General features: G+C 47.0%; 14 protein-coding genes and 1 pseudogene. 14 read left to right on the forward strand and 1 reads right to left on the reverse strand.

Translation table 11 applies throughout. The features are described 5' to 3' along the window. Positions 1-76 precede the first annotated feature (76 nt). The 13 genes from N4J56_RS30740 to N4J56_RS30800 all read left to right on the forward strand — a co-directional run bounded on the left by N4J56_RS30740 (position 77) and on the right by N4J56_RS30800 (position 17,418). Positions 77-3,286 carry a glycoside hydrolase family 15 protein gene (locus N4J56_RS30740; protein WP_317110070.1) on the forward strand — a complete coding sequence of 1,070 codons (3,210 nt, stop codon included), beginning with the start codon at positions 77-79 and terminating at the stop codon, positions 3,284-3,286. 317 nt (positions 3,287-3,603) lie between these two features. Beyond that, positions 3,604-4,350 (forward strand): sucrose-phosphate phosphatase, encoded by a 747-nt coding sequence (locus N4J56_RS30745; protein ID WP_317110072.1) that lies wholly within the window; start codon positions 3,604-3,606, stop codon positions 4,348-4,350. After that, positions 4,347-4,976, forward strand: a complete 630-nt coding sequence (gene ruvA, locus N4J56_RS30750; protein ID WP_317110074.1) for a Holliday junction branch migration protein RuvA — start codon at positions 4,347-4,349, stop codon at positions 4,974-4,976. The genes N4J56_RS30745 and ruvA overlap by 4 nt, the downstream gene beginning before the upstream one ends. 201 nt (positions 4,977-5,177) lie before the next feature. Next, positions 5,178-6,080, forward strand: a complete 903-nt coding sequence (locus tag N4J56_RS30755; protein ID WP_317110076.1) for an ABC transporter permease — start codon at positions 5,178-5,180, stop codon at positions 6,078-6,080. Between the two features lie 152 nt (positions 6,081-6,232). Further along, entirely contained in the window at positions 6,233-6,439 is a 207-nt protein-coding gene (locus N4J56_RS30760; RefSeq protein WP_317110077.1) for a hypothetical protein, read from the forward strand. A 67-nt stretch (positions 6,440-6,506) separates the two neighbouring features. Then, on the forward strand, positions 6,507-7,409 hold the full coding sequence (locus N4J56_RS30765) for an ROK family protein (protein ID WP_317110078.1): 903 nt from the start codon (positions 6,507-6,509) through the stop codon (positions 7,407-7,409). A gap of 82 nt (positions 7,410-7,491) precedes the next feature. Further along, entirely contained in the window at positions 7,492-8,709 is a 1,218-nt protein-coding gene (locus N4J56_RS30770; RefSeq protein WP_317110079.1) for a mannosyltransferase family protein, read from the forward strand. A gap of 291 nt (positions 8,710-9,000) precedes the next feature. Next, positions 9,001-11,265 carry a cytochrome-c peroxidase gene (locus N4J56_RS30775; RefSeq protein ID WP_317110081.1) on the forward strand — a complete coding sequence of 755 codons (2,265 nt, stop codon included), beginning with the start codon at positions 9,001-9,003 and terminating at the stop codon, positions 11,263-11,265. 438 nt (positions 11,266-11,703) lie between these two features. Then, positions 11,704-13,290 (forward strand): NAD(P)H-quinone oxidoreductase subunit N, encoded by a 1,587-nt coding sequence (locus N4J56_RS30780; RefSeq protein WP_317110083.1) that lies wholly within the window; start codon positions 11,704-11,706, stop codon positions 13,288-13,290. A 314-nt stretch (positions 13,291-13,604) separates the two neighbouring features. Further along, positions 13,605-14,621 (forward strand): phosphate acyltransferase PlsX, encoded by a 1,017-nt coding sequence (gene plsX / locus N4J56_RS30785; protein ID WP_317110085.1) that lies wholly within the window; start codon positions 13,605-13,607, stop codon positions 14,619-14,621. 90 nt (positions 14,622-14,711) lie between these two features. Continuing rightward, entirely contained in the window at positions 14,712-15,704 is a 993-nt protein-coding gene (locus N4J56_RS30790) for a beta-ketoacyl-ACP synthase III (RefSeq protein ID WP_317110086.1), read from the forward strand. Between the two features lie 90 nt (positions 15,705-15,794). Beyond that, positions 15,795-16,673: an ACP S-malonyltransferase gene (gene fabD / locus N4J56_RS30795; protein ID WP_317110088.1), complete on the forward strand. Its 879-nt coding sequence runs from the start codon at positions 15,795-15,797 to the stop codon at positions 16,671-16,673. 106 nt (positions 16,674-16,779) lie between these two features. Then, the gene (locus N4J56_RS30800; protein WP_317110089.1) at positions 16,780-17,418 is read left to right on the forward strand and encodes a lysophospholipid acyltransferase family protein; all 639 of its coding nucleotides are present in this window, start codon (positions 16,780-16,782) and stop codon (positions 17,416-17,418) included. Between the two features lie 112 nt (positions 17,419-17,530). On the opposite strand, the pseudogene N4J56_RS30805 reads toward N4J56_RS30800, so the two are convergent. Continuing rightward, positions 17,531-18,222, reverse strand: a pseudogene (locus N4J56_RS30805) (IS1 family transposase). A 186-nt stretch (positions 18,223-18,408) separates the two neighbouring features. On the opposite strand from N4J56_RS30805, the gene N4J56_RS30810 reads away from it, so the two are divergent. Beyond that, positions 18,409-18,705 carry a DUF2288 domain-containing protein gene (locus tag N4J56_RS30810; RefSeq protein WP_317110090.1) on the forward strand — a complete coding sequence of 99 codons (297 nt, stop codon included), beginning with the start codon at positions 18,409-18,411 and terminating at the stop codon, positions 18,703-18,705. Positions 18,706-18,716: the final 11 nt, after the last annotated feature.

Here is an 18,716-nt window from a genome sequence, read left to right on the forward strand (position 1 = left end):
AATGTAGCTATCTTTGCTTCTCTGTTGATAGCTTCAAGACGCAACCGCCCGATTCCCGAAACAGTCAAACTTCAGTATGTATAAAACTGCCGCTCAGTTACCAGCGCGACTGGATTATTATTACCATCAGATTAAAACAATTATTTTATCTCGGCAAAATCCGATTTCTGGCTTGTTGCCTGCCAGTACTGCCATCACTGCCCACGGAGATTATACCGATGCCTGGGTACGAGATAACGTCTACAGTATTTTAGCGGTTTGGGGTCTGGCGCTAGCATATCGTAAAGTCGATCCCGACAAGGGACGCACATACGAACTAGAACACAGCGTTGTGAAGCTGATGCGAGGCTTGTTATTTGCGATGATGCGCCAAGCCACTAAAGTAGAAAGCTTCAAACACAGCCAAGCTGCCCTAGATGCCTTGCACGCCAAGTACAATACTCAAACGGGTGATATTGTCGTCGGCGATGGTGAATGGGGACATCTACAACTCGATGCCACTTCTCTATTTTTATTGATGCTGGCACAAATGACGGCTTCGGGGTTGCACATCGTCTACACCATCGACGAAGTAAACTTCGTGCAAAATTTGGTTTATTACATCGGACGCACCTACCGTACCCCAGACTTTGGGATTTGGGAACGGGGAAACAAAATCAATCACGGTAATGCTGAATTGAATGCTAGTTCTGTGGGAATGGCAAAAGCCGCCTTAGAAGCCATGAACGGACTAGATTTATTTGGAGTTGGCGGAAGTCAAGCATCGGTGATTCACGTTTTACCCGATGAAATTGCCCGCGCCCGCATTACGTTAGAAAATTTGTTACCGAGGGAATCTGCGTCTAAAGAAGTTGATGCAGCCGTATTAAGCGTTATCGGTTATCCTGCCTTTGCCGTAGAGGATCGACGCTTGCTAGAACGCACCCGCAATGACATTATTACTAAACTCCAAGGTAAATACGGTTGCAAGCGATTTTTACGTGACGGACATCAAACGGTGTTGGAAGACACCAACCGCCTGCATTACGAACCGTGGGAACTGAAGCAATTTGAACATATCGAATGCGAGTGGCCCTTATTTTTTACCTATTTGTTACTAGATGGAATATTTAGAGGCGATCGCCCCCAAGTTCAAGCATACCAGGAATACTTGGAAAAGATTGTCGTAGAACGAGACGGAGTGAAACTATTGCCAGAGTTGTACTACGTCCCGCAGGAAAACATTGCCGCAGAAAGGGCAAATCCCCAAACTCAAACTCGTCTACCAAATGAGAATGTCCCCTTAGTTTGGGCGCAAAGCCTGTATTTTCTCGGTCAAATGTTGAGTGAAGGGCTGGTATCAATTGGCGATATCGATCCTTTAGGAAAACATTTAAACATCGGTCGTCGCCAAGAAGCAATGGTACAAATTGCCTTACTTGCAGAAGATGAAGATTTACAAGCAAAACTAGCGGTTTACGGCATTGAAACCCAAACACCATCACAAGTAGAACCAATTCAAGTCCGCCAAGCCGGAGAACTATCAACTGTCTACACCCAAATTGGACGCAACGACAAATTAGGTTTGACAGGAAGACCAATTAGACGCTTGCGGAGTTTAACGACTTCGAGAATCTTTCGGATTCGCGATGAAACCGTGGTGTTTTTACCTTCTTTTCTCGATCCCCAACAATTTTACCTCACCCTCGATTACCACTTTCTAGTCGCACGACTCAAAAGTGAACTTGCATATATTAAACACCATTGGAGCGATTTAGGACGACCGACGGTAACGCTGATGTTAACCCATACCATGCTAGAAACGGAGAAAGAGGCGTTATTACCGTTGATGGAAGAACTCAGAAGCGGTGTTTGCAACGGCGTTCACGTTAAGCTGGGACGATTGCAACAGTTGATGCTAACGGCAAAAACAGAACGGATTGATTTCTTGCATGAGTTAAATTTTACGCGCTTAGCAGTTAACAAGAACGCACAACGCAACTATTACCTAACGTTTCACCCCGAAAAAAACCTACCTTTAGGGATTACTCAAGAATTTCAGCTAGAATGCGAAACCAATCTCAGTCTGTTGTTAGGACAATTACGGGCTTCAGAAAATCTCTACGAACAAATAGAGTTATTGCAGACATTGTATCGCTTGCGCGGCTTAGATTTTGATACTAGTTTTGGTACTGGACGAGTGACGGTTGGCAATTTATTGGATGAAGTTTATACCAAGGCGGGAAATCTGTGCTTGTGGACGATTGTACGCCGCGCCGCAGGACTGCGACGGATGATAGACGTGTCGCTTTCAGACGAGGTGACATCAATTCTAGTCAGGCAAAAACAAATTGCCGTAGGTAAGTCTTACAGCGAGGCTTCCTTAATTACCCAACCAACGTCCAATCACGAAATTGGCGAAAAAATCGACCAGTTTTGTGGTGAAGATATTCGCGATCGCGTTTTAACTCAAGAAATGCTTAACTATTTAGGGGTATTGATTCGTACTGAACCCCACTTATTTAAGGGATTACTGACATTGCGGGTTGGTTATTTAATTCTATTAATTACCAGCGAATTAGGACAAGAATTAGGGCTAACTCAAGATGAAGCCTACGAACATTTGATGCAACTATCCCCATTTGAAGTGAAAATGCGCCTGCGCCAAGTTTTAATTGGTTATGAGGGGATGAATCAAGTCTTGCGTCAACGAGAATCGCTACACGTCAAACAGCCAGAAAGCGATATTGAATGGGTAGTCCTGCCTGAAACCACAGATGAAGGGTTTGTCCCCTTGAGTGGTTGGCAACAGCAGCGACACTGGAATGGGTCGATGAACCGCGTTCCTCAAGACTTTTTCCAACGAGTTTGGCGGTTAATGAAACACTCTAAAGGCGTGATTATTGGCGATAAATTAGAACGTCGCAATCGTTTGGATAGCGAGTTAATTCTAGCAGAAATGACATCGGGAGAGAAAAATTTTGCCCTGCGAGTCGAGCATTTACTCAATAAAATTGAAGCTCCAGAATATCGACAAGTTAATATTGAAACGCTCATGGAATTAGCAGCAATTTGCGATCGCAATCCCAATTTACAAATAGAAGAATACATCGTCTTAGATGTATTAATCGGTCATGCCGTGCGTTTAGCCTGGTTAGAACGTTTTCCTGAAAAAGCAGACCGTTACGATGAATTTAAAGCATCTGCATGGCGTGCTTTTTACAATTCCTCACCCAGAGAATGCGCTAGTGCTGTCGTGAAGGCATTCCGATTCTTATCAGAATTTGGGCAATCTCAAGCAGCATAGCGGAAGACGGCAGAGGGCAGATCCCCCAACCCCCTTAAAAAGGGGGCTAAGAAAAAATTACATATGCAGTTAATACTAATATTTAACTCAAGGGGGCAAATATGGCTGAGCTTACTAGAGATGAATTTCAATGCAGATGGAAACGCAGATGAATGCTGATGTTGGTGCAGCCGCAACCATTGGGTACGCGGATGAAGAGTGAATGCAAGCAAGATATCTATTTTGACTTTTGACTTTTAACTTTTGACTTGCTCGATCTCATCGATCGCCACTTAGTCCTAAACTATTTGATGGAGTAGCTGGTATAAGAGGTAGTCGTGGAATTTCTGTTCGTAACCGACTTAGATAACACCCTCGTAGGTGACGATCGCGCCTTATCAGAACTGAACCAAAAACTCAGTCACCATCGCCACGTACACGGCACGAAGATTGTCTACGCAACAGGGCGATCGCCCATACTATATCAAGAATTGCAACAGGAAAAAAATTTGATCTCCCCCGATGCGTTGGTTGCGTCAGTGGGGACGGAAATCTATCTTGACGGAATTGATAACCCTTATACTGTTTGGTCGGAACAACTCGATATAGGCTGGGATCGCGCTAAAATTTTAGCGATCGCCGCTCATTTTGCCGATCTGACGCTGCAAGCAGATTCTGAACAGCGTCCCTATAAAGTCAGCTTTCACCTAGCTCGAACTGTAGCAGCAGAACTATTACCTCAATTGGATTCTACCTTGAAACAGCAAGGCTTAGAAGTCAAATTAATCTACAGTACCGGAACCGATTTAGATATTCTGCCCTTACGCGGTGATAAAGGCTTGGCAGTCAAGTTTTTACGTTCAACTTGGCAAGTTTCCTCAGAAAAAACAGTCGTGTGCGGCGACTCTGGTAATGATATTTCCATGTTCGCCACCAGGGAAACCAAAGGAATTATCGTCGGTAATGCCAGTTCTGAATTACTAGAATGGCACGAAGCCAATCCAGGTGGCGATCGCTACTTAGCCCAAGCCCCCTGTGCAGGTGGTATCCTAGAGGGCTTAGGTCATTTCGGTTTTTTGGGATGATTAGCTATCTCAAGGGTACAGTTGCCAGCATTGTCAAAAGTAGTGGTAATCGCGTCATCCTGATTCTAGAGGTGAACGCTTGCGGCTATGAAATGCAAATTCCCGCCCGACTATCGCAGGAATTAACTGCTGGCGAACAGACACAAATCTTTACCCATCTCCAAGTGCGGGAAGAACAGCCATCACTGTACGGCTTTGCTTCTAGCGTACAACGAGACTTATTTCGCTTGTTGATCGGCGTTAGCGGGATTGGTGCGGCATTGGCGATCGCTTTATTAGATACTTTTGATATCTCCGATCTGGTACAGGCGATCGTCAGCAACAATACCCAACTCCTGCTACAAACCCCTGGTGTGGGTGGCAAAACTGCCGAACGCATTTGTTTAGAACTGAAAAGCAAATTAGTCAGTTGGAGTCAAACAGCTGGACTCGCCACAACGACAGCCGCCATACCCTTAGCCCCAAATATTTTAGAAGAAGTGCAAGCCGCACTCCTCGCTGTCGGCTACAGCCCCAGCGAAATTTCTCAGGCACTAACAGCTGTCAGTCAAAACGCCCTCGTACCGAAAAACGCTAGCCCCGAAGAATGGATGAAACAGGCGATGACTTGGTTGAGTAGCCAGTGATAAGAGGGAGCAGGGAGCAGGGAGTAGGGAGCAGGGGGAGAAGAGACAGTCGCGGAGCGATCGGGAGCTGAGGGAGAGTCGCCCAGCTGAGGAGATAAAATAACTAACTGGTCAGGAGTCACTGGTCACTGGTCACTGTCCACACCCTACTCCCTTTTTCTGTAACAATAGTCTGCGTATCGCTCCTGGTAGGGCAACTGCATGAGTGTGGCAAAACGTCAACTTCCCAGATTGATTCGATTTTCTGGTCGTCCTAGTCTATCCTTACAACTAACAGCGATAGGCTTGGCGATTACCCTGATTTTTTTAGGCATAGCAATACTCGCTCCTGTATTTCAAGCTTGGGGATGGATTCAAAACCCTACAGAGTCGCTGATTAACCCAATTCACGATCCACCTTCCCTCAAGTATTTATTTGGCACGACGCGCCAAGGTTATGACGTATTTTCGCGCACGCTATACGGCACTCAAGCGGCGTTGCAAGTGGTGGTATTAGCCACAGCCTTTGGATTGGTAATTGGCGTACCTTTAGGTTTAGTCAGTGGCTATCTCGGTGGCAGACTCGATCGCATATTGTTATTTTTTATGGACACGATCTACACGCTACCAGGACTTTTGCTTTCGGTAACGCTAGCCTTTGTCGTCGGTAGAGGAATATTAAATGCTGCGATCGCCATCAGTATCGCCTATATTCCCCAATATTACCGCGTTGTCCGCAACCACACCGTTAGCGTCAAAACCGAATTGTTTGTTGAAGCTGCCCAAGCTATGGGAGCCTCAACCGGAAGAATTCTAACTCGATACCTCTTTTTCAACGTCGTGCAGAGCGTACCAGTATTATTCACTCTCAATGCTGCCGATGCCATTTTAACGCTGGGTGGCTTAGGATTTTTAGGGTTAGGACTGCCAGAAGAAACACCAGAATGGGGTCACGATCTGCGTCTTGCCCTCGAAGCACTGCCAACAGGAGTATGGTGGACGGCGCTTTTTCCTGGCTTAGGCATGACATTAATGGTTGTAGGATTGTCTTTACTGGGTGAAGGCTTAAACGAATTTATCAACCCCCGTTTGCGGAGAGACAATTGGAGTCAAACACCACCGTAGTGAAGTCGTAAGTCGTAAGTCAGAAGTATTTCAAGCGCCACTCACTACACCCCACACCCTACACCCTTTCTTCACCTACCACTCACTACACCCTACACCCCACACCCCGTTCATCGGTTATCTTTGAAAAGCCTTGTTTGTAAAAAAAGACGATGAAAGATCCGATATCTTTAGTTGCTGCTGCTGCTGGTGGTTTGATGCTTTCGCTTGCCGCTGCGAGTATTATTCATGCCGCACCCGTAACGGCTTTGAAATCGCATCCGAATATAGGAGTGTCTCATGGCACAACTCTACAGCGATCGCTCGGTAAAAATAAACAAAATAGATATTGCGATCGCAACTGGCAGAAAAATCAGTGACCAGTTACCAGTTACCAGTTACCAGTTACCAGTTAACTGTCAGCTAACAACAAATGACAAATGACAAATGACAAATGACCAACAAGTCATCGGTATTGATTTAGGCGGCTCGGCAATTAAGTTAGGGCGATTTTTGCCGGATGGGACTTGCTTGCAGTCTCTAACCGTGCCTACGCCCCAACCAGCTACGCCAGCAGCAGTATTATTGGTCATGGTAAAGGCGATCGCTCAAGTCGATCCGCAACGGCAAGCGGTGGCGATTGGTGTCGGAACTCCTGGTCCCGCTGATGCGGCGGGGCGAATTGCGAAAGTTGCGATTAATCTTCCCGACTGGTACAACATTCCTTTAGCCGATTGGTTAGAAGCAAAAACGGGCTTACCGACAGTCGTTGCTAACGATGCTAACTGTGCGGGTGTAGGGGAAGCGTGGCTGGGAGTTGGACGTAGGTTTAAACACTTCATTTTACTGACTATCGGTACGGGTGTCGGTGGGGCAATTATCCTTGACGGCGAGTTATTTAGCGGGCATCGCGGCGCGGCTGGGGAACTGGGGTTAATTACTTTGAAACCCGATGGTCCACCCTGTAAAAGTGGCAATCAAGGATCTTTAGAACAATACGTTTCCGTGACGGCAATTCGGCGGCGCACGGGCAAGGAACCAGCCGAGTTAGTTGCTTTGGCGGAAGCTGGAGATCCCGCAGCTTTGCAATTTTGGTCGGAATATGGTATGGATTTAGGGGCAGGGTTGGCAAGCCTAGTCTACGTGCTATCGCCAGAAGCAGTGGCGATCGGTGGCGGCGCGTGTGCGTGTGCGGAGTTTTTCTTTCCTGCAACATGGGCTGAAATCGAGCGTCGAGTTGAACCCTGTTCCCGCGAGGGCTTGCAATTAGTCTGCGCTGAGTTAGGCAATCAAGCGGGAATCGTGGGAGCGGCTAAATTGGCTTTGACAAAGGTAGTTAGTAATTGGTAAGTGACTAGTGACTGGTGACTAGATAAACAGCCACTAGCCACCAGCCGCTAGCCACTGATAACTGATAACTGATAACTGAATAATGAGAGAGCTAAGATTTGCTGCTTGTATGTGGCTGCTGAGCCGCTCGGTGGTAGCAGTAGCGATGTTATTCATTGCACCTGCACTACCAAAACCACCAGGAGGCGTTGTTCCTAATTTTGGTTGGGGAGTTTTTTCTGCTTGGGATAGCCTCTTTTATCAACAGATTGCAACTTCTGGTTATGCAGGAGACAATGTTGCTTTTTTTCCGTTGTTTCCTCTGTGTATCCGTGCTTTGATGCTGCTGGGGTTATCAGCAGAAGTGGCGGGGATATTAGTAAATAATTTGGCGTTTTTAGGCGCGTTATTATTACTAGCTAATTGGATGGCTCGGCAGTATGGAACAAATGCAGCCCGGTGGAGTACAGCCGTGTTAGCTTGGTGTCCGCTGTCGTTGTTTGGTACGGTAGTCTACACTGAAGGGCTATATTTACTCTGTAGTACGGCAACTTTACGCGCTTTTGAATTTAAGCAGTATCCTGGGGTGGCGCTGTGGGGCATGTTGGCAACGGCGACTCGCCCAACCGGAATTGCGATTGTGCCTGCCTTAATTATCGCTGCTTGGAAAGAACGCCGCCAATCGATCGCCTATCTTGCTAGCTTGGCAGCTGGTGGCGGTCTATTACTCTACAGCCTCTACTGTAGGATTTATTTAGGCGATTGGCTGGCTTTCGGACGCGCCCAGCAGGAATGGAAGCGATCGCTAGGGTTTGACATACAAGGTTGGTGGAAGATGCTGATGCAAGTTGTTGTCGGCACTGCTAACTGGAAGTCTGGAAGGATCGAAGATCCGCTACATCCACTGTTATTTATCGCAATAATTGCGTTGGCTTATTCTCTTTGGCGCTGGCGTAGCCGATTCAATCCAGTTAAGGTAGGCTATGGTTTTTGCGTCCTAGTGTTGGCTTTGTGGCTGTTAGCAGGCGATCCGTTGCTGAATACGGTTGCTGTTTTAGGTGGGATTTACTTGTTATGGCATATGCGCCACCAACTAACTACTATAGCGATCGCCTATGGTTTTTGTGGTTTAGGATTATTACTTGTTTCTGGTAGTACTTGGTCTTTAACTCGGTTAGTTTACGGAATTATCTCCTTACCAATTGCACTTAGTTTATTACTGTCCCGCCATCCGCGTTGGGGATATATAACGTTAGTTTTTTTCACCATTTTACTAATCTTATTTTCAGTCAGATTTGCCCAAGAACTTTGGGTAGGGTGACAGTCGTCAGTTATCAGTTATCGCAAGGGCGGGTTTTGACCAAAGATTTATTATTTGGGCTGTAAATCTACTCGCTAAACCCGCTCGTACAGTTATTAGTTATCAGTTATCAGTCTTCGCAAAGTGTAGCGCAGCGTCTACTGCCAACCAACAACAAATGACAAATGACAGACGAATAACAAATGGCAAAATATATCAAAATATTACGATTTTAAGTAATTGAGTCAACCAATGTTGTTTTGTGGAAGCAGAGATTTTATCTCTACTCAAACCAACAAAGGGAATCTTGCCATGAGTCATGGTTTGAAGCATAAACCACCAAACGAGTTATCAAGCAAAGAAAACGAAACAGTTTTCTATCGTTTTATAGCTCGTTTTTTTGCTAAATTAGCAGCTATTTTTTTGGCTGGTATTCGCTTTTTTACCTCATTTTTAGCTCGGCAGATTGGAGGAAATCAACTATCGAGAAAACTCAAAACTAGTATTACGATCGCCCTACTTGTGATTTTTACAGTCCTAACCGGACATACTGTATCAGCACAAGTTGGTAGTCCGCCGATCGTCCCTTTAAACCAAGTATCCATTCCCGAACCCGACAATATCGGCGAATTTATTCGCAATAAAACCGCCGCGATCGCGTTGGGAAAAACTTTATTCTGGGATATGCAACTCGGTACGGATGGTAATGTCACTTGTGCGACTTGTCACTTTAAAGCAGGTGCAGACAGCCGCTCGAAAAACCAAATCAACCCAGGATTAAAAGCAGGCGATCGCGTATTTAATCTTGCTGGCGCACCTAATTATCAGTTAACAGCGGCAGATTTTCCCTTTCATAAGCTAGAAGACCCCAATAATATCGCCTCTAGGGTTATATCTGACAGCAATGATATTGCAGGCTCCCAAGGGGTATTTCGAGCTAATTTTGTCGATATCGTGCCTGGAAGCGATAAAGATAACGTCACGCCGCAGCCAGATAATATTTTCAGAGTCCAAGGTATCAACACGCGGCGCGTCACAGATCGTCACTCCCCAACTGTCATCGATGCAGTCTTTAACTTCCGTAATTTCTGGGACGGCAGCGCCCAAAATATATTTAATGGAGTCGATCGCTCTGGATTGAGAGACCCAGAAGCTTTAGTCTTACAAGCCACTAACCGCAGGCGCTTGCGGGATGTACCAGTCAGAATTAAAAATTCCTCTTTGGCTTCCCAAGCCATAGCACCAATTACCACAGCAATTGAGACAGCAGCCGAAGATTTGCCAATCGCACCATTAGTCATCGATCTATCTGAGACGGATAACACCGTGAGGGTGAGGGATACTAACGGTAATTTAGTCGATAGTAACAGTGCTGATATCGCCGCCTCAACAGATGCGATCGCACAAAGCAGTGATACGACAGCACAATCGACCCGCCGAAGAATCATCAGGAGAATAGGGAGAAAGGCAGGTAAAAAACTCCTGGCTTTACTACCTTTAGCCAAACAGCTCGTTGCTGCCGATGATAGCGTTTTAGGTGCTTTCAGCAAAACACCTCAACCAGGTTTAAATAAAACCTACGAGCAGATGATTCAAGAAGCTTTCCAACCCCAGTGGTGGGACTCCAACATGGTGATTCGCGTCAATCCGAATACGGGTAGGCGAAGATTTTATCGCCGACCGCGAAACCGTCCCCTATCAACAATCGAGTATACGCTGGCAGAATACAATTTCTCTCTATTCTTTGGATTAGCAGTTCAAGCCTATGAATCTACTCTAGTTTCCAGCCAAACGCCCTTCGACCAATTCTTAGCAGGAAACCGCAGTGCTTTTACCCCGCAGCAACAGCAGGGATGGCAGCTTTTCACTCGCAGGGGTTGTATTGGCTGTCATGCAAGTACGGAACTCACTGCGGCTTCGTTTCGGAATGTGGCTGGTCGCGGTAGAATCGGACGAGCGCCAATCCCTGGAACTCCTGTGGAAGATACGGGATTTTTTGCCATTGGAGTTAGACCTCCACAGGAAGATGTTGCTTTAGGCGCTGATGATGGATTTGGCAATTCGCTGTCTGAAGCACGGTTGGCACAGCAAGGAAAATTTTCGCAATTATTGGGAGAAAACCCACCCACGCTCGATCCTCCCTTAAGTCCCAGCGATACCATCCTGGCGAATGGAACTTTCAAAACTCCAGGACTGAGAAATATAGAACTGACTGCTCCTTATTTTCATAACGGCGGAACTTTGACTTTAGAGCAAGTGATAGATTTTTACAGTCGCGGTGGAGATTTTGGCGGTTTGCCTGTATTGAACTTGACAAGCAATGAAAAACAAGCGTTTGTTGCCTTCCTGCGCGGACTGACCGATGAGCGAGTTCGCTTTCAAAGAGCGCCCTTCGACCACCCCCAGCTTTTTGTTCCCAACGGACACCCAGGCGACCAAAATGCTGTAACTAATGATGGTAGAGGGCAAGCAACAGACGATTTGCTAGAAATTCCTGCCGTGGGACGTAATGGAGGTAATCCGATTCCAGATTTTCTGTCTAATTTCTCTACGACAGGCACAACTTTGAGTCAGTAAACAGTTGTCAGTTATCAATTATTCAGTTGTCAGTTATCAGTTAACAGTTAGTAGAGGTCTTACATGTAACGTCTTTACAAAGTGACCCACTACTCGCTACTCACTGCTCTTTACTCAATATTTACGATCGCATAGCCCGATTTTTCGGGCTTTTTTATTTCAAAATTATGATAGCTAATATTCGGTATATCTAGTTCGGCGATCGCCATATGTAACTGAAATCAGCTATAAGAAATTTGCAATGATATGCATTCACGCGCCCTAATGTAACAAGTAAAACTTATCCTCTCAATCCCAGTTAACGCTAATATTAGCTGGGGTGGCGTGACCGAAAGGGGATCGGATTAAGAGAAAATAAAACTAACACAGTCAGTCCTGATGCTCAATGAGCGTAACTGATACATCGCAACTGATACATCGCAACTGAATACAAAGAGTATGGATTTAGCCAATCTTGCAACCCAGTTGAATGCTGGGACGATTTTGCCAGAGAGTATCGTCCTCGTTACTCTCATGGTGGTTTTAGTTGGTGACTTGATTGTGGGTCGTAGTTCCTCGCGCTGGGTTGCTTATGCAGCGATCGCAGGGCTGCTTGGTTCCATAATCGCTCTCTATTTTCAATGGGATATTGCCAATCCAATAGCTTTCTTAGGCGGCTTTAATGGTGATGACCTGAGCATAGTTTTTCGCGGTATTATCGCGCTGTCTGCCGCTGTCACCATTTTGATGTCAATTACCTACGTCGAAAAAAGCGGTACTGCTTTGGCGGAGTTTCTCGTCATTTTGCTCGTTGCCACATTGGGGGGAATGTTCCTGTCTGGAGCAAACGAGCTAGTGATGATTTTTATCTCTCTAGAGTCTTTAAGTATTTCCTCTTATCTACTGACGGGATATACCAAGCGCGACCCCCGTTCTAACGAGGCGGCGCTGAAATACCTATTGATTGGTGCTTCCTCTACAGCCGTCTTCCTTTACGGCGTATCCCTACTCTACGGACTCTCGGGCGGACAAACTGAACTGAGCGCGATCGCCACTGGGATCGTCCAAGCTAACGCGGGTCAGTCTCTCGGTCTGGCGATCTCCCTCGTCTTCGTCATCGCGGGAATTGGCTTCAAAATCTCCGCTGCACCTTTCCACCAATGGACTCCAGACGTTTATGAAGGTGCGCCCACTCCAGTCATTGCTTTCTTATCTGTAGGTTCTAAAGCCGCTGGGTTTGCCCTTGCCATTCGCCTTCTTTCTACCGCTTTTCCCTTACTTTCTAGCGAGTGGAAGTTTGTTTTCACCGCTCTCGCCGTCCTGAGTATGATTTTGGGTAACGTCGTTGCTCTAGCTCAGACCAGCATGAAACGGATGTTGGCTTATTCTTCGATTGCCCAAGCCGGATTCGTCATGATTGGTTTAATTGCGGGTACGGAAGCAGGATACGCCAGTATGGTATTTTACCTGTTGGTATATCTGTTCATGAACCTGGGCGGCTTCTGCTGCGTCGTTCTATTCTCCCTCCGCACTGGAACCGACCAAATTAGCGAATACTCAGGTTTATATCAAAAAGATCCCTTGCTGACTCTATGCCTCAGCATTTGCCTGCTGTCTTTGGGAGGTATTCCACCATTAGCCGGTTTCTTCGGCAAGATCTATTTATTCTGGGCTGGCTGGCAAGCCGGACAGTATGGATTGGTATTGCTAGGACTCGTTACCACCGTAGTTTCAATTTACTACTACATCCGTGTCGTCAGGATGATGGTGGTCAAAGAACCGCAGGAAATGTCCGATGTGGTGAAAAACTATCCCGAAATCAACTGGACTTTATCAGGGATGCGTCCGCTACAAGTGGGCATCGTACTTTCTTTAATTGCGACATCTCTAGCTGGAATTCTCTCTAACCCACTGTTTACCTTGGCGAATAATTCCATTGCCAATACGCCGATCCTGCAACCAGTCATCATCGGCTCAGCCGCGACACAAAGCCTTGCACCAGTACCTAAAACTGCGCCACCAGTAAGTTTGACAGATCGGACTTAATTGCTTACCTTTTAGCAGGAGACAATTCAATTCGCACTCTTACCCTGCGCTACACTTCGTGACGCAATTCGTAATTTGAATTACCCCTGACTCTAGTACGGGCGGGTTTGAGCGAAGAATTATTTGTTCCAGTACAGATATCCTAAAAAATCCGCCCTTACGACTTCCGATCGCTCGGGCGGGTTTGAGCGAAGAATTATTTGTTCTAGTACAGATCTGCTAAAAAACCCGCCCCTACGACTTCCGATAACTGATAACTGATAACTGATAACTGATAACTGGTAGAATCTTTAAGGTTTCTGGAACTGTCATCAATGGGAAAGACTCGCGCACGAATCGCAATAGACGCTATGGGGGGAGACCACGCACCCGCTGAAATTGTTGCTGGTGCTCTGCGAGCAAGGGATGAATTAGGCGTAGAGGTCATACTGGTGGGCGATCGCCAGCAGATTGAAGCCGTCTTGCCCGCTAATACTAATCTCGGTCAGTTAGAAATCGTCCCTGCTGAAGGGACGATAGAAATGCACGAGGAGCCTCTGAGTGGCATTAGGCGCAAGCCCAAAGCTTCGATTAACGTAGCAATGAATTTGGTCAAGCAAAAACAGGCAGATGCCGTAGTCTCAGCCGGACACTCAGGTGCAGCGATGGCATCGGCATTATTACGTTTGGGAAGACTATCAGGAATCGATCGCCCAGCGATTGGAGCCGTGTTTCCCACAATCGTTGCTAGCAAGCAAGTTTTGATCCTAGATGTGGGTGCAAACGTCGATTGTCGCCCCAAGTTCTTAGAACAATTTGCGGTTATGGGGACGGTTTACAGCAAATACGTTCTAGGTATTTCCGAACCTAAAGTCGGTTTACTAAATATTGGCGAGGAAGAATCCAAAGGGAACGATCTCGCGCTTCAAGCTTACCAACTGCTCCAAGCTAACCCGAAAGTTCCATTTGTCGGAAATGCCGAAGGGCGAGATATTCTCTCGGGTGATTTTGATGTAATCGTGTGCGATGGCTTTGCTGGTAACGTGCTGTTGAAATTTGCCGAAGCAGTGGGAGAAGTGTTGCTGCAAATCCTGCGTGAAGAGTTACCCCAAGGATTGCACGGTCAGTTAGGCGTATCGCTGTTGCGACCAAACCTGAAACGCATCAAGCAGCGGGTAGATCATGCCGAACATGGAGGCGGATTGCTTTTGGGTGTCGCAGGGATCTGCATTATCAGCCACGGTAGCTCTCAAGCGCCGTCGATTTTTAATGCCATTCGTCTGGCAAGAGAAGCAGTAGACAACGAAGTGCTAGAGCGGATTCAAGGCTCGGTAGCGATCGCGGAAGAATGAGGAGCGAGGAGCGAGGAGCGAGGAGCGAGGGAAAAGTTTAATCCCCTCACCCCTCACCCCTCACTCCTCGCCCCTTCTACAGGGAGAAGCATGGTACAACAATCAGGCGTAATTATTACAGGTAGCGGTTCCGCCACACCAGCAACCGTGTTAGATAACCAGAGTCTCAGTCAACTGGTAGACACATCCGATGAGTGGATTAGAAGTCGTACGGGCATTGGTAGCAGGCGGCTAGCCACGGCATCGGAGTCTTTAAGCTCGATCGCCGCTGCTGCTGGACAAGAGGCGATCGCGATGGCAGGCATTACACCAGCCGAGATCGATCTGATTCTTTTAGCAACATCCAGCGCCGACGATCTTTTTGGGAGTGCTTGTCAAGTCCAAGCACGCCTGGGCGCGAGTAATGCTGTAGCCTTCGATCTGACCGCAGCTTGTTCTGGATTTGTGTTTGGCATGGTTACTGCTGCCCAATACATCCGCACGGGAGTCTATCAGAACGTTTTGCTGATTGGGGCAGATGTGCTGTCTCGTTGGGTAGATTGGGAAGATCGGCGTACCTGCGTCCTATTTGGCGATGGTGCGGGAGCTGTCGTGATGCAAGCAGACACACGCGATCGCTTACTCGGATTTGAACTCAAAAGCGACGGTACGGAAAACCACTGCCTCAACCTCAGCTATCAGGGCAAACCAAAACAACTCATGGATAGGGTGGAAGTAACTCAAGGAACTTATCAACCCATCACCATGAACGGTAAAGAAGTCTATCGTTTTGCCGTGCAGAGAGTTCCAGAAGTCATTGACAAAGCCCTGTTTCGTGCCAATCTCACTGTTGACAACATCGATTGGTTGCTCCTGCATCAAGCTAACCAGCGCATTCTCGATGCTGTAGCCGATCGCTTAAAAATTCCCGCCCATAAAGTTATTAGCAATCTCGCCCATTACGGCAACACCTCCGCCGCCTCCATTCCCCTGGCACTCGACGAAGCAGTCCGCCAAGGACAAGTGCAACCCAACCACATCATCGCCGCCTCTGGCTTTGGCGCAGGCTTGACCTGGGGAGCCGCAATTTTTCAATGGAAATAGGTGAATCAGGGAGCAGGGAGTAGGGAGCAGGGAGTAGGGAAGAACTTACCAATTACCAATTACCAATTACCAATTACCAACACATGACAAATGACTAAAACAGCATGGGTATTTCCAGGGCAAGGCTCGCAAGCAACTGGCATGGGGATGGATTTGTTAGAAATCGATTATGCCAAAGATAAGTTTGCCCAGGCAGAAGAAATTTTAGGTTGGTCTGTCGTTGAAATTTGCCAGAGCGAAGATGACAGCCTGTCGCGCACGCTCTACACCCAGCCTTGTATGTACGTTGTAGAATCTATTCTTGCCGACTTGTTACGACAACAAGGACGACAACCAGACTTAGTAGCAGGTCATAGCTTAGGAGAATATGCTGCTCTCTACGTTGCTGGCGTGTTTGATTGGTCGTCGGGATTACGCCTGATTAAAAGCCGTGCCGAACTGATGGACAGCGTTTCTGGTGGTATGATGGTGGCTCTCATTGGTTTCGATCGCACCCAGTTAGAAACACAACTGCAACAAATGTCCGATGTTGTCCTGGCAAACGATAACAGCCCAGCTCAGGTCGTAATTTCTGGCACTCCCACCGCCGTGCAAGAGTTGATTGCTAACATCAAAACGAAACGGGCTATGCCCTTAAAAGTATCGGGAGCCTTCCACTCGCCATTTATGGCAGCAGCCGCCAGCGAGTTTCAACAAGTATTAGCAACCGTCACCTTTAACACGGCAACAATTCCAGTTTTATCGAACGTGGAACCAGTGCCAACTGTAGACGCAGCGATTTTAAAAGATCGGCTGACACATCAAATGACAGGTGGAGTCCGCTGGCGCGAGACAGTTCAGCACTTTGTAGAGGAAGGCGTGCAACAGGTGGTAGAAATTGGTCCAGGTAACGTCCTGACTGGATTAATCAAGCGGACTTCCCCTGACTTAGGTTTAGAAAATATTAGTGGTAAGGAAACACTCGTGTAGAGACGTTCCGTGGAACGTCTCTACACCAACTCCTGTACGGGCAGGTTCACCCGAAATTTCTGTTAGTAGTTAAAGTTGTTTGGTAAACCTGCCCCTACGACTCCCCATGCCAAGAGAACGCGAACCATTTGCCAGTCTGCTGCTGTACTACCTATTTAAATATTCGGTGGTCAGTCCGATGCTGCACGCTTATTTTCGGGGACGAATTTTTGGGACGGAAAATGTCCCCCAAAAGGGATCGTTGGTGGTAGTGAGCAATCATGCGAGTAACTTCGATCCGCCACTTCTCTCGGCTTGTATGAGACGACCAGTGGCTTACATGGCAAAAGAAGAGTTATTTGGCGTTCCGGTTTTGAAGCAAGCAATTGAGTTGTACGGTGCTTATCCCGTCAGTCGCGGAGCGGGCGATCGCAAGGCTATTCGCGCTGCGCTTAAATGTTTAGAAGATGGCTGGGCGATAGGCGTGTATTTAGAGGGAAAGCGCACGTCTGACGGACGCATTACCGATCCCAAACGCGGAGCCGCATTACTCGCCGCCAAAGCCCAAGCTCCACTCTTACCCGTCAGCTTGTGGGGAACCGAAAAAATTTTAATCAAAGGTTCTGCCGTTCCCCGTCCCGTTCCCATCACCGTGAGAATTGGCGAAGTCATTCCCCCTCCTACTTCTACCGACAAGGAAGAATTACAAACCGTCACGCAAAAGTGCGCCGCCGCGATTACTACGCTACACGAAATGGGAAGATAATCAGTTGTCAGCTATCAGTTATCAGTTATCAGTGAAGAAAGGATGTGGGGTGTGGGAAGTGTGGGAAGTGTGGGGTGTAAGAATTTTGGGCGTTGCTGAATAGAGATATGAACTATTGAGGAACTGGAACATTCCAGAATTTGAGATAGTGCAGTAACAATCGAATTGAATATTTCAGCATTTCTTCTGATTTGGAGTAGCACAGTGTCTTTCGATGCAGCCGAGCCAGATAGTGCCTCAGTCTTGTATTTTCGGACTCAACTCTGGTCATATAAGTCTTACTGACAATTTGATCGCCGTCTGGAATAAAACCTGGATAAACACTCCAACCATCCGTAACATAAAAGTAGCACCGCCATTGGGCAACGATCGCCCATAGCGGGGCAAAGGTTTCAGCACTATGGTCGCCCAACGCCCAACCTAAAATCCCTGAAGTGAAGTGATCTACTGCTGTCCACAGCCAGATTTTGTTTTTTTTGCACCGACGAAGGTTTCTAGTTCATCTAGTTCACCGACTTGGGGGACTGTTTCTGGGGCATCAGCATCAGGCAGATTGTTACCTACTTGCTTGAGCCAGTGAATGATTGTCGTATGATGAACACCTTTAACTCGTTCAATTCCTCGAAAACCGATGCCATTCACATACATTTTCAAGCATTCCCGTTTGACTTCATCGCTGTAACCTCTGCATGTTTCATAGTGTTCAATGAATTGTCGCCCACAATCAACACAAATGTGGTTCTGTTTACCTCGCTTGATGCCATTCTTCCGAATATGAGTTGATTGGCACTCTGGACATTGCATCGCAACTTACCTCAATTCATACCTCTATTATGCAATGCCGAATTTTGAATGCGTGAATGCGTGAATGCGTGAATTGTTTTGCTCCCTCAGCAACCTTGCGCTCCTTCAGCTCTCTTTTCCCTGCTCCCTGCTCCCTACTCCCTCATAAACGATAAACTGTAAAAATGTCATTACAACCTCAGATTGATGGAAGATTTAAGAACAGAACTGGCAGAAAGTTTAGATAGAGCTGAGTGGGAGTGGTTAATTCCTCATGCGATGCGAGATGCATTGGTAGTTGTTGCACCACAGCTCGATATTCTTGATGTTGGGGTGGCGATCGCGAATGATAACGTGAGTGCGGTACAACATTGGATCGGTGAAGCATTGATTACTAAGCCTTCTACCAATCAACTTTCTGATTGGAATAGTGATCGCGCTAGGCAGTTTAATACTCTGATCGTCCAGCCATACGTCCTCGTACAAGAGCTATCTGCTGCCTGAGGTAGGTGATT

Source organism: Chroococcidiopsis sp. SAG 2025 (genome assembly GCF_032860985.1).
Lineage (GTDB): Bacteria > Cyanobacteriota > Cyanobacteriia > Cyanobacteriales > Chroococcidiopsidaceae > Chroococcidiopsis.

Bases quoted from the DNA above. Each gene is read 5' to 3' on its own strand.
- N4J56_RS30740 (WP_317110070.1), top strand. From the start codon at position 77: ATGTATAAAACTGCCGCTCAGTTACCAGCGCGACTGGATTATTATTAC.
- ruvA (WP_317110074.1), top strand. From the start codon at position 4,347: ATGATTAGCTATCTCAAGGGTACAGTTGCCAGCATTGTCAAAAGTAGT.
- N4J56_RS30755 (WP_317110076.1), top strand. From the start codon at position 5,178: ATGAGTGTGGCAAAACGTCAACTTCCCAGATTGATTCGATTTTCTGGT.
- N4J56_RS30760 (WP_317110077.1), top strand. From the start codon at position 6,233: ATGAAAGATCCGATATCTTTAGTTGCTGCTGCTGCTGGTGGTTTGATG.
- N4J56_RS30765 (WP_317110078.1), top strand. From the start codon at position 6,507: ATGACAAATGACCAACAAGTCATCGGTATTGATTTAGGCGGCTCGGCA.
- N4J56_RS30770 (WP_317110079.1), top strand. From the start codon at position 7,492: ATGAGAGAGCTAAGATTTGCTGCTTGTATGTGGCTGCTGAGCCGCTCG.
- N4J56_RS30775 (WP_317110081.1), top strand. From the start codon at position 9,001: ATGAGTCATGGTTTGAAGCATAAACCACCAAACGAGTTATCAAGCAAA.
- N4J56_RS30780 (WP_317110083.1), top strand. From the start codon at position 11,704: ATGGATTTAGCCAATCTTGCAACCCAGTTGAATGCTGGGACGATTTTG.
- plsX (WP_317110085.1), top strand. From the start codon at position 13,605: ATGGGAAAGACTCGCGCACGAATCGCAATAGACGCTATGGGGGGAGAC.
- N4J56_RS30790 (WP_317110086.1), top strand. From the start codon at position 14,712: ATGGTACAACAATCAGGCGTAATTATTACAGGTAGCGGTTCCGCCACA.
- fabD (WP_317110088.1), top strand. From the start codon at position 15,795: ATGACTAAAACAGCATGGGTATTTCCAGGGCAAGGCTCGCAAGCAACT.
- N4J56_RS30800 (WP_317110089.1), top strand. From the start codon at position 16,780: ATGCCAAGAGAACGCGAACCATTTGCCAGTCTGCTGCTGTACTACCTA.
- N4J56_RS30810 (WP_317110090.1), top strand. From the start codon at position 18,409: ATGGAAGATTTAAGAACAGAACTGGCAGAAAGTTTAGATAGAGCTGAG.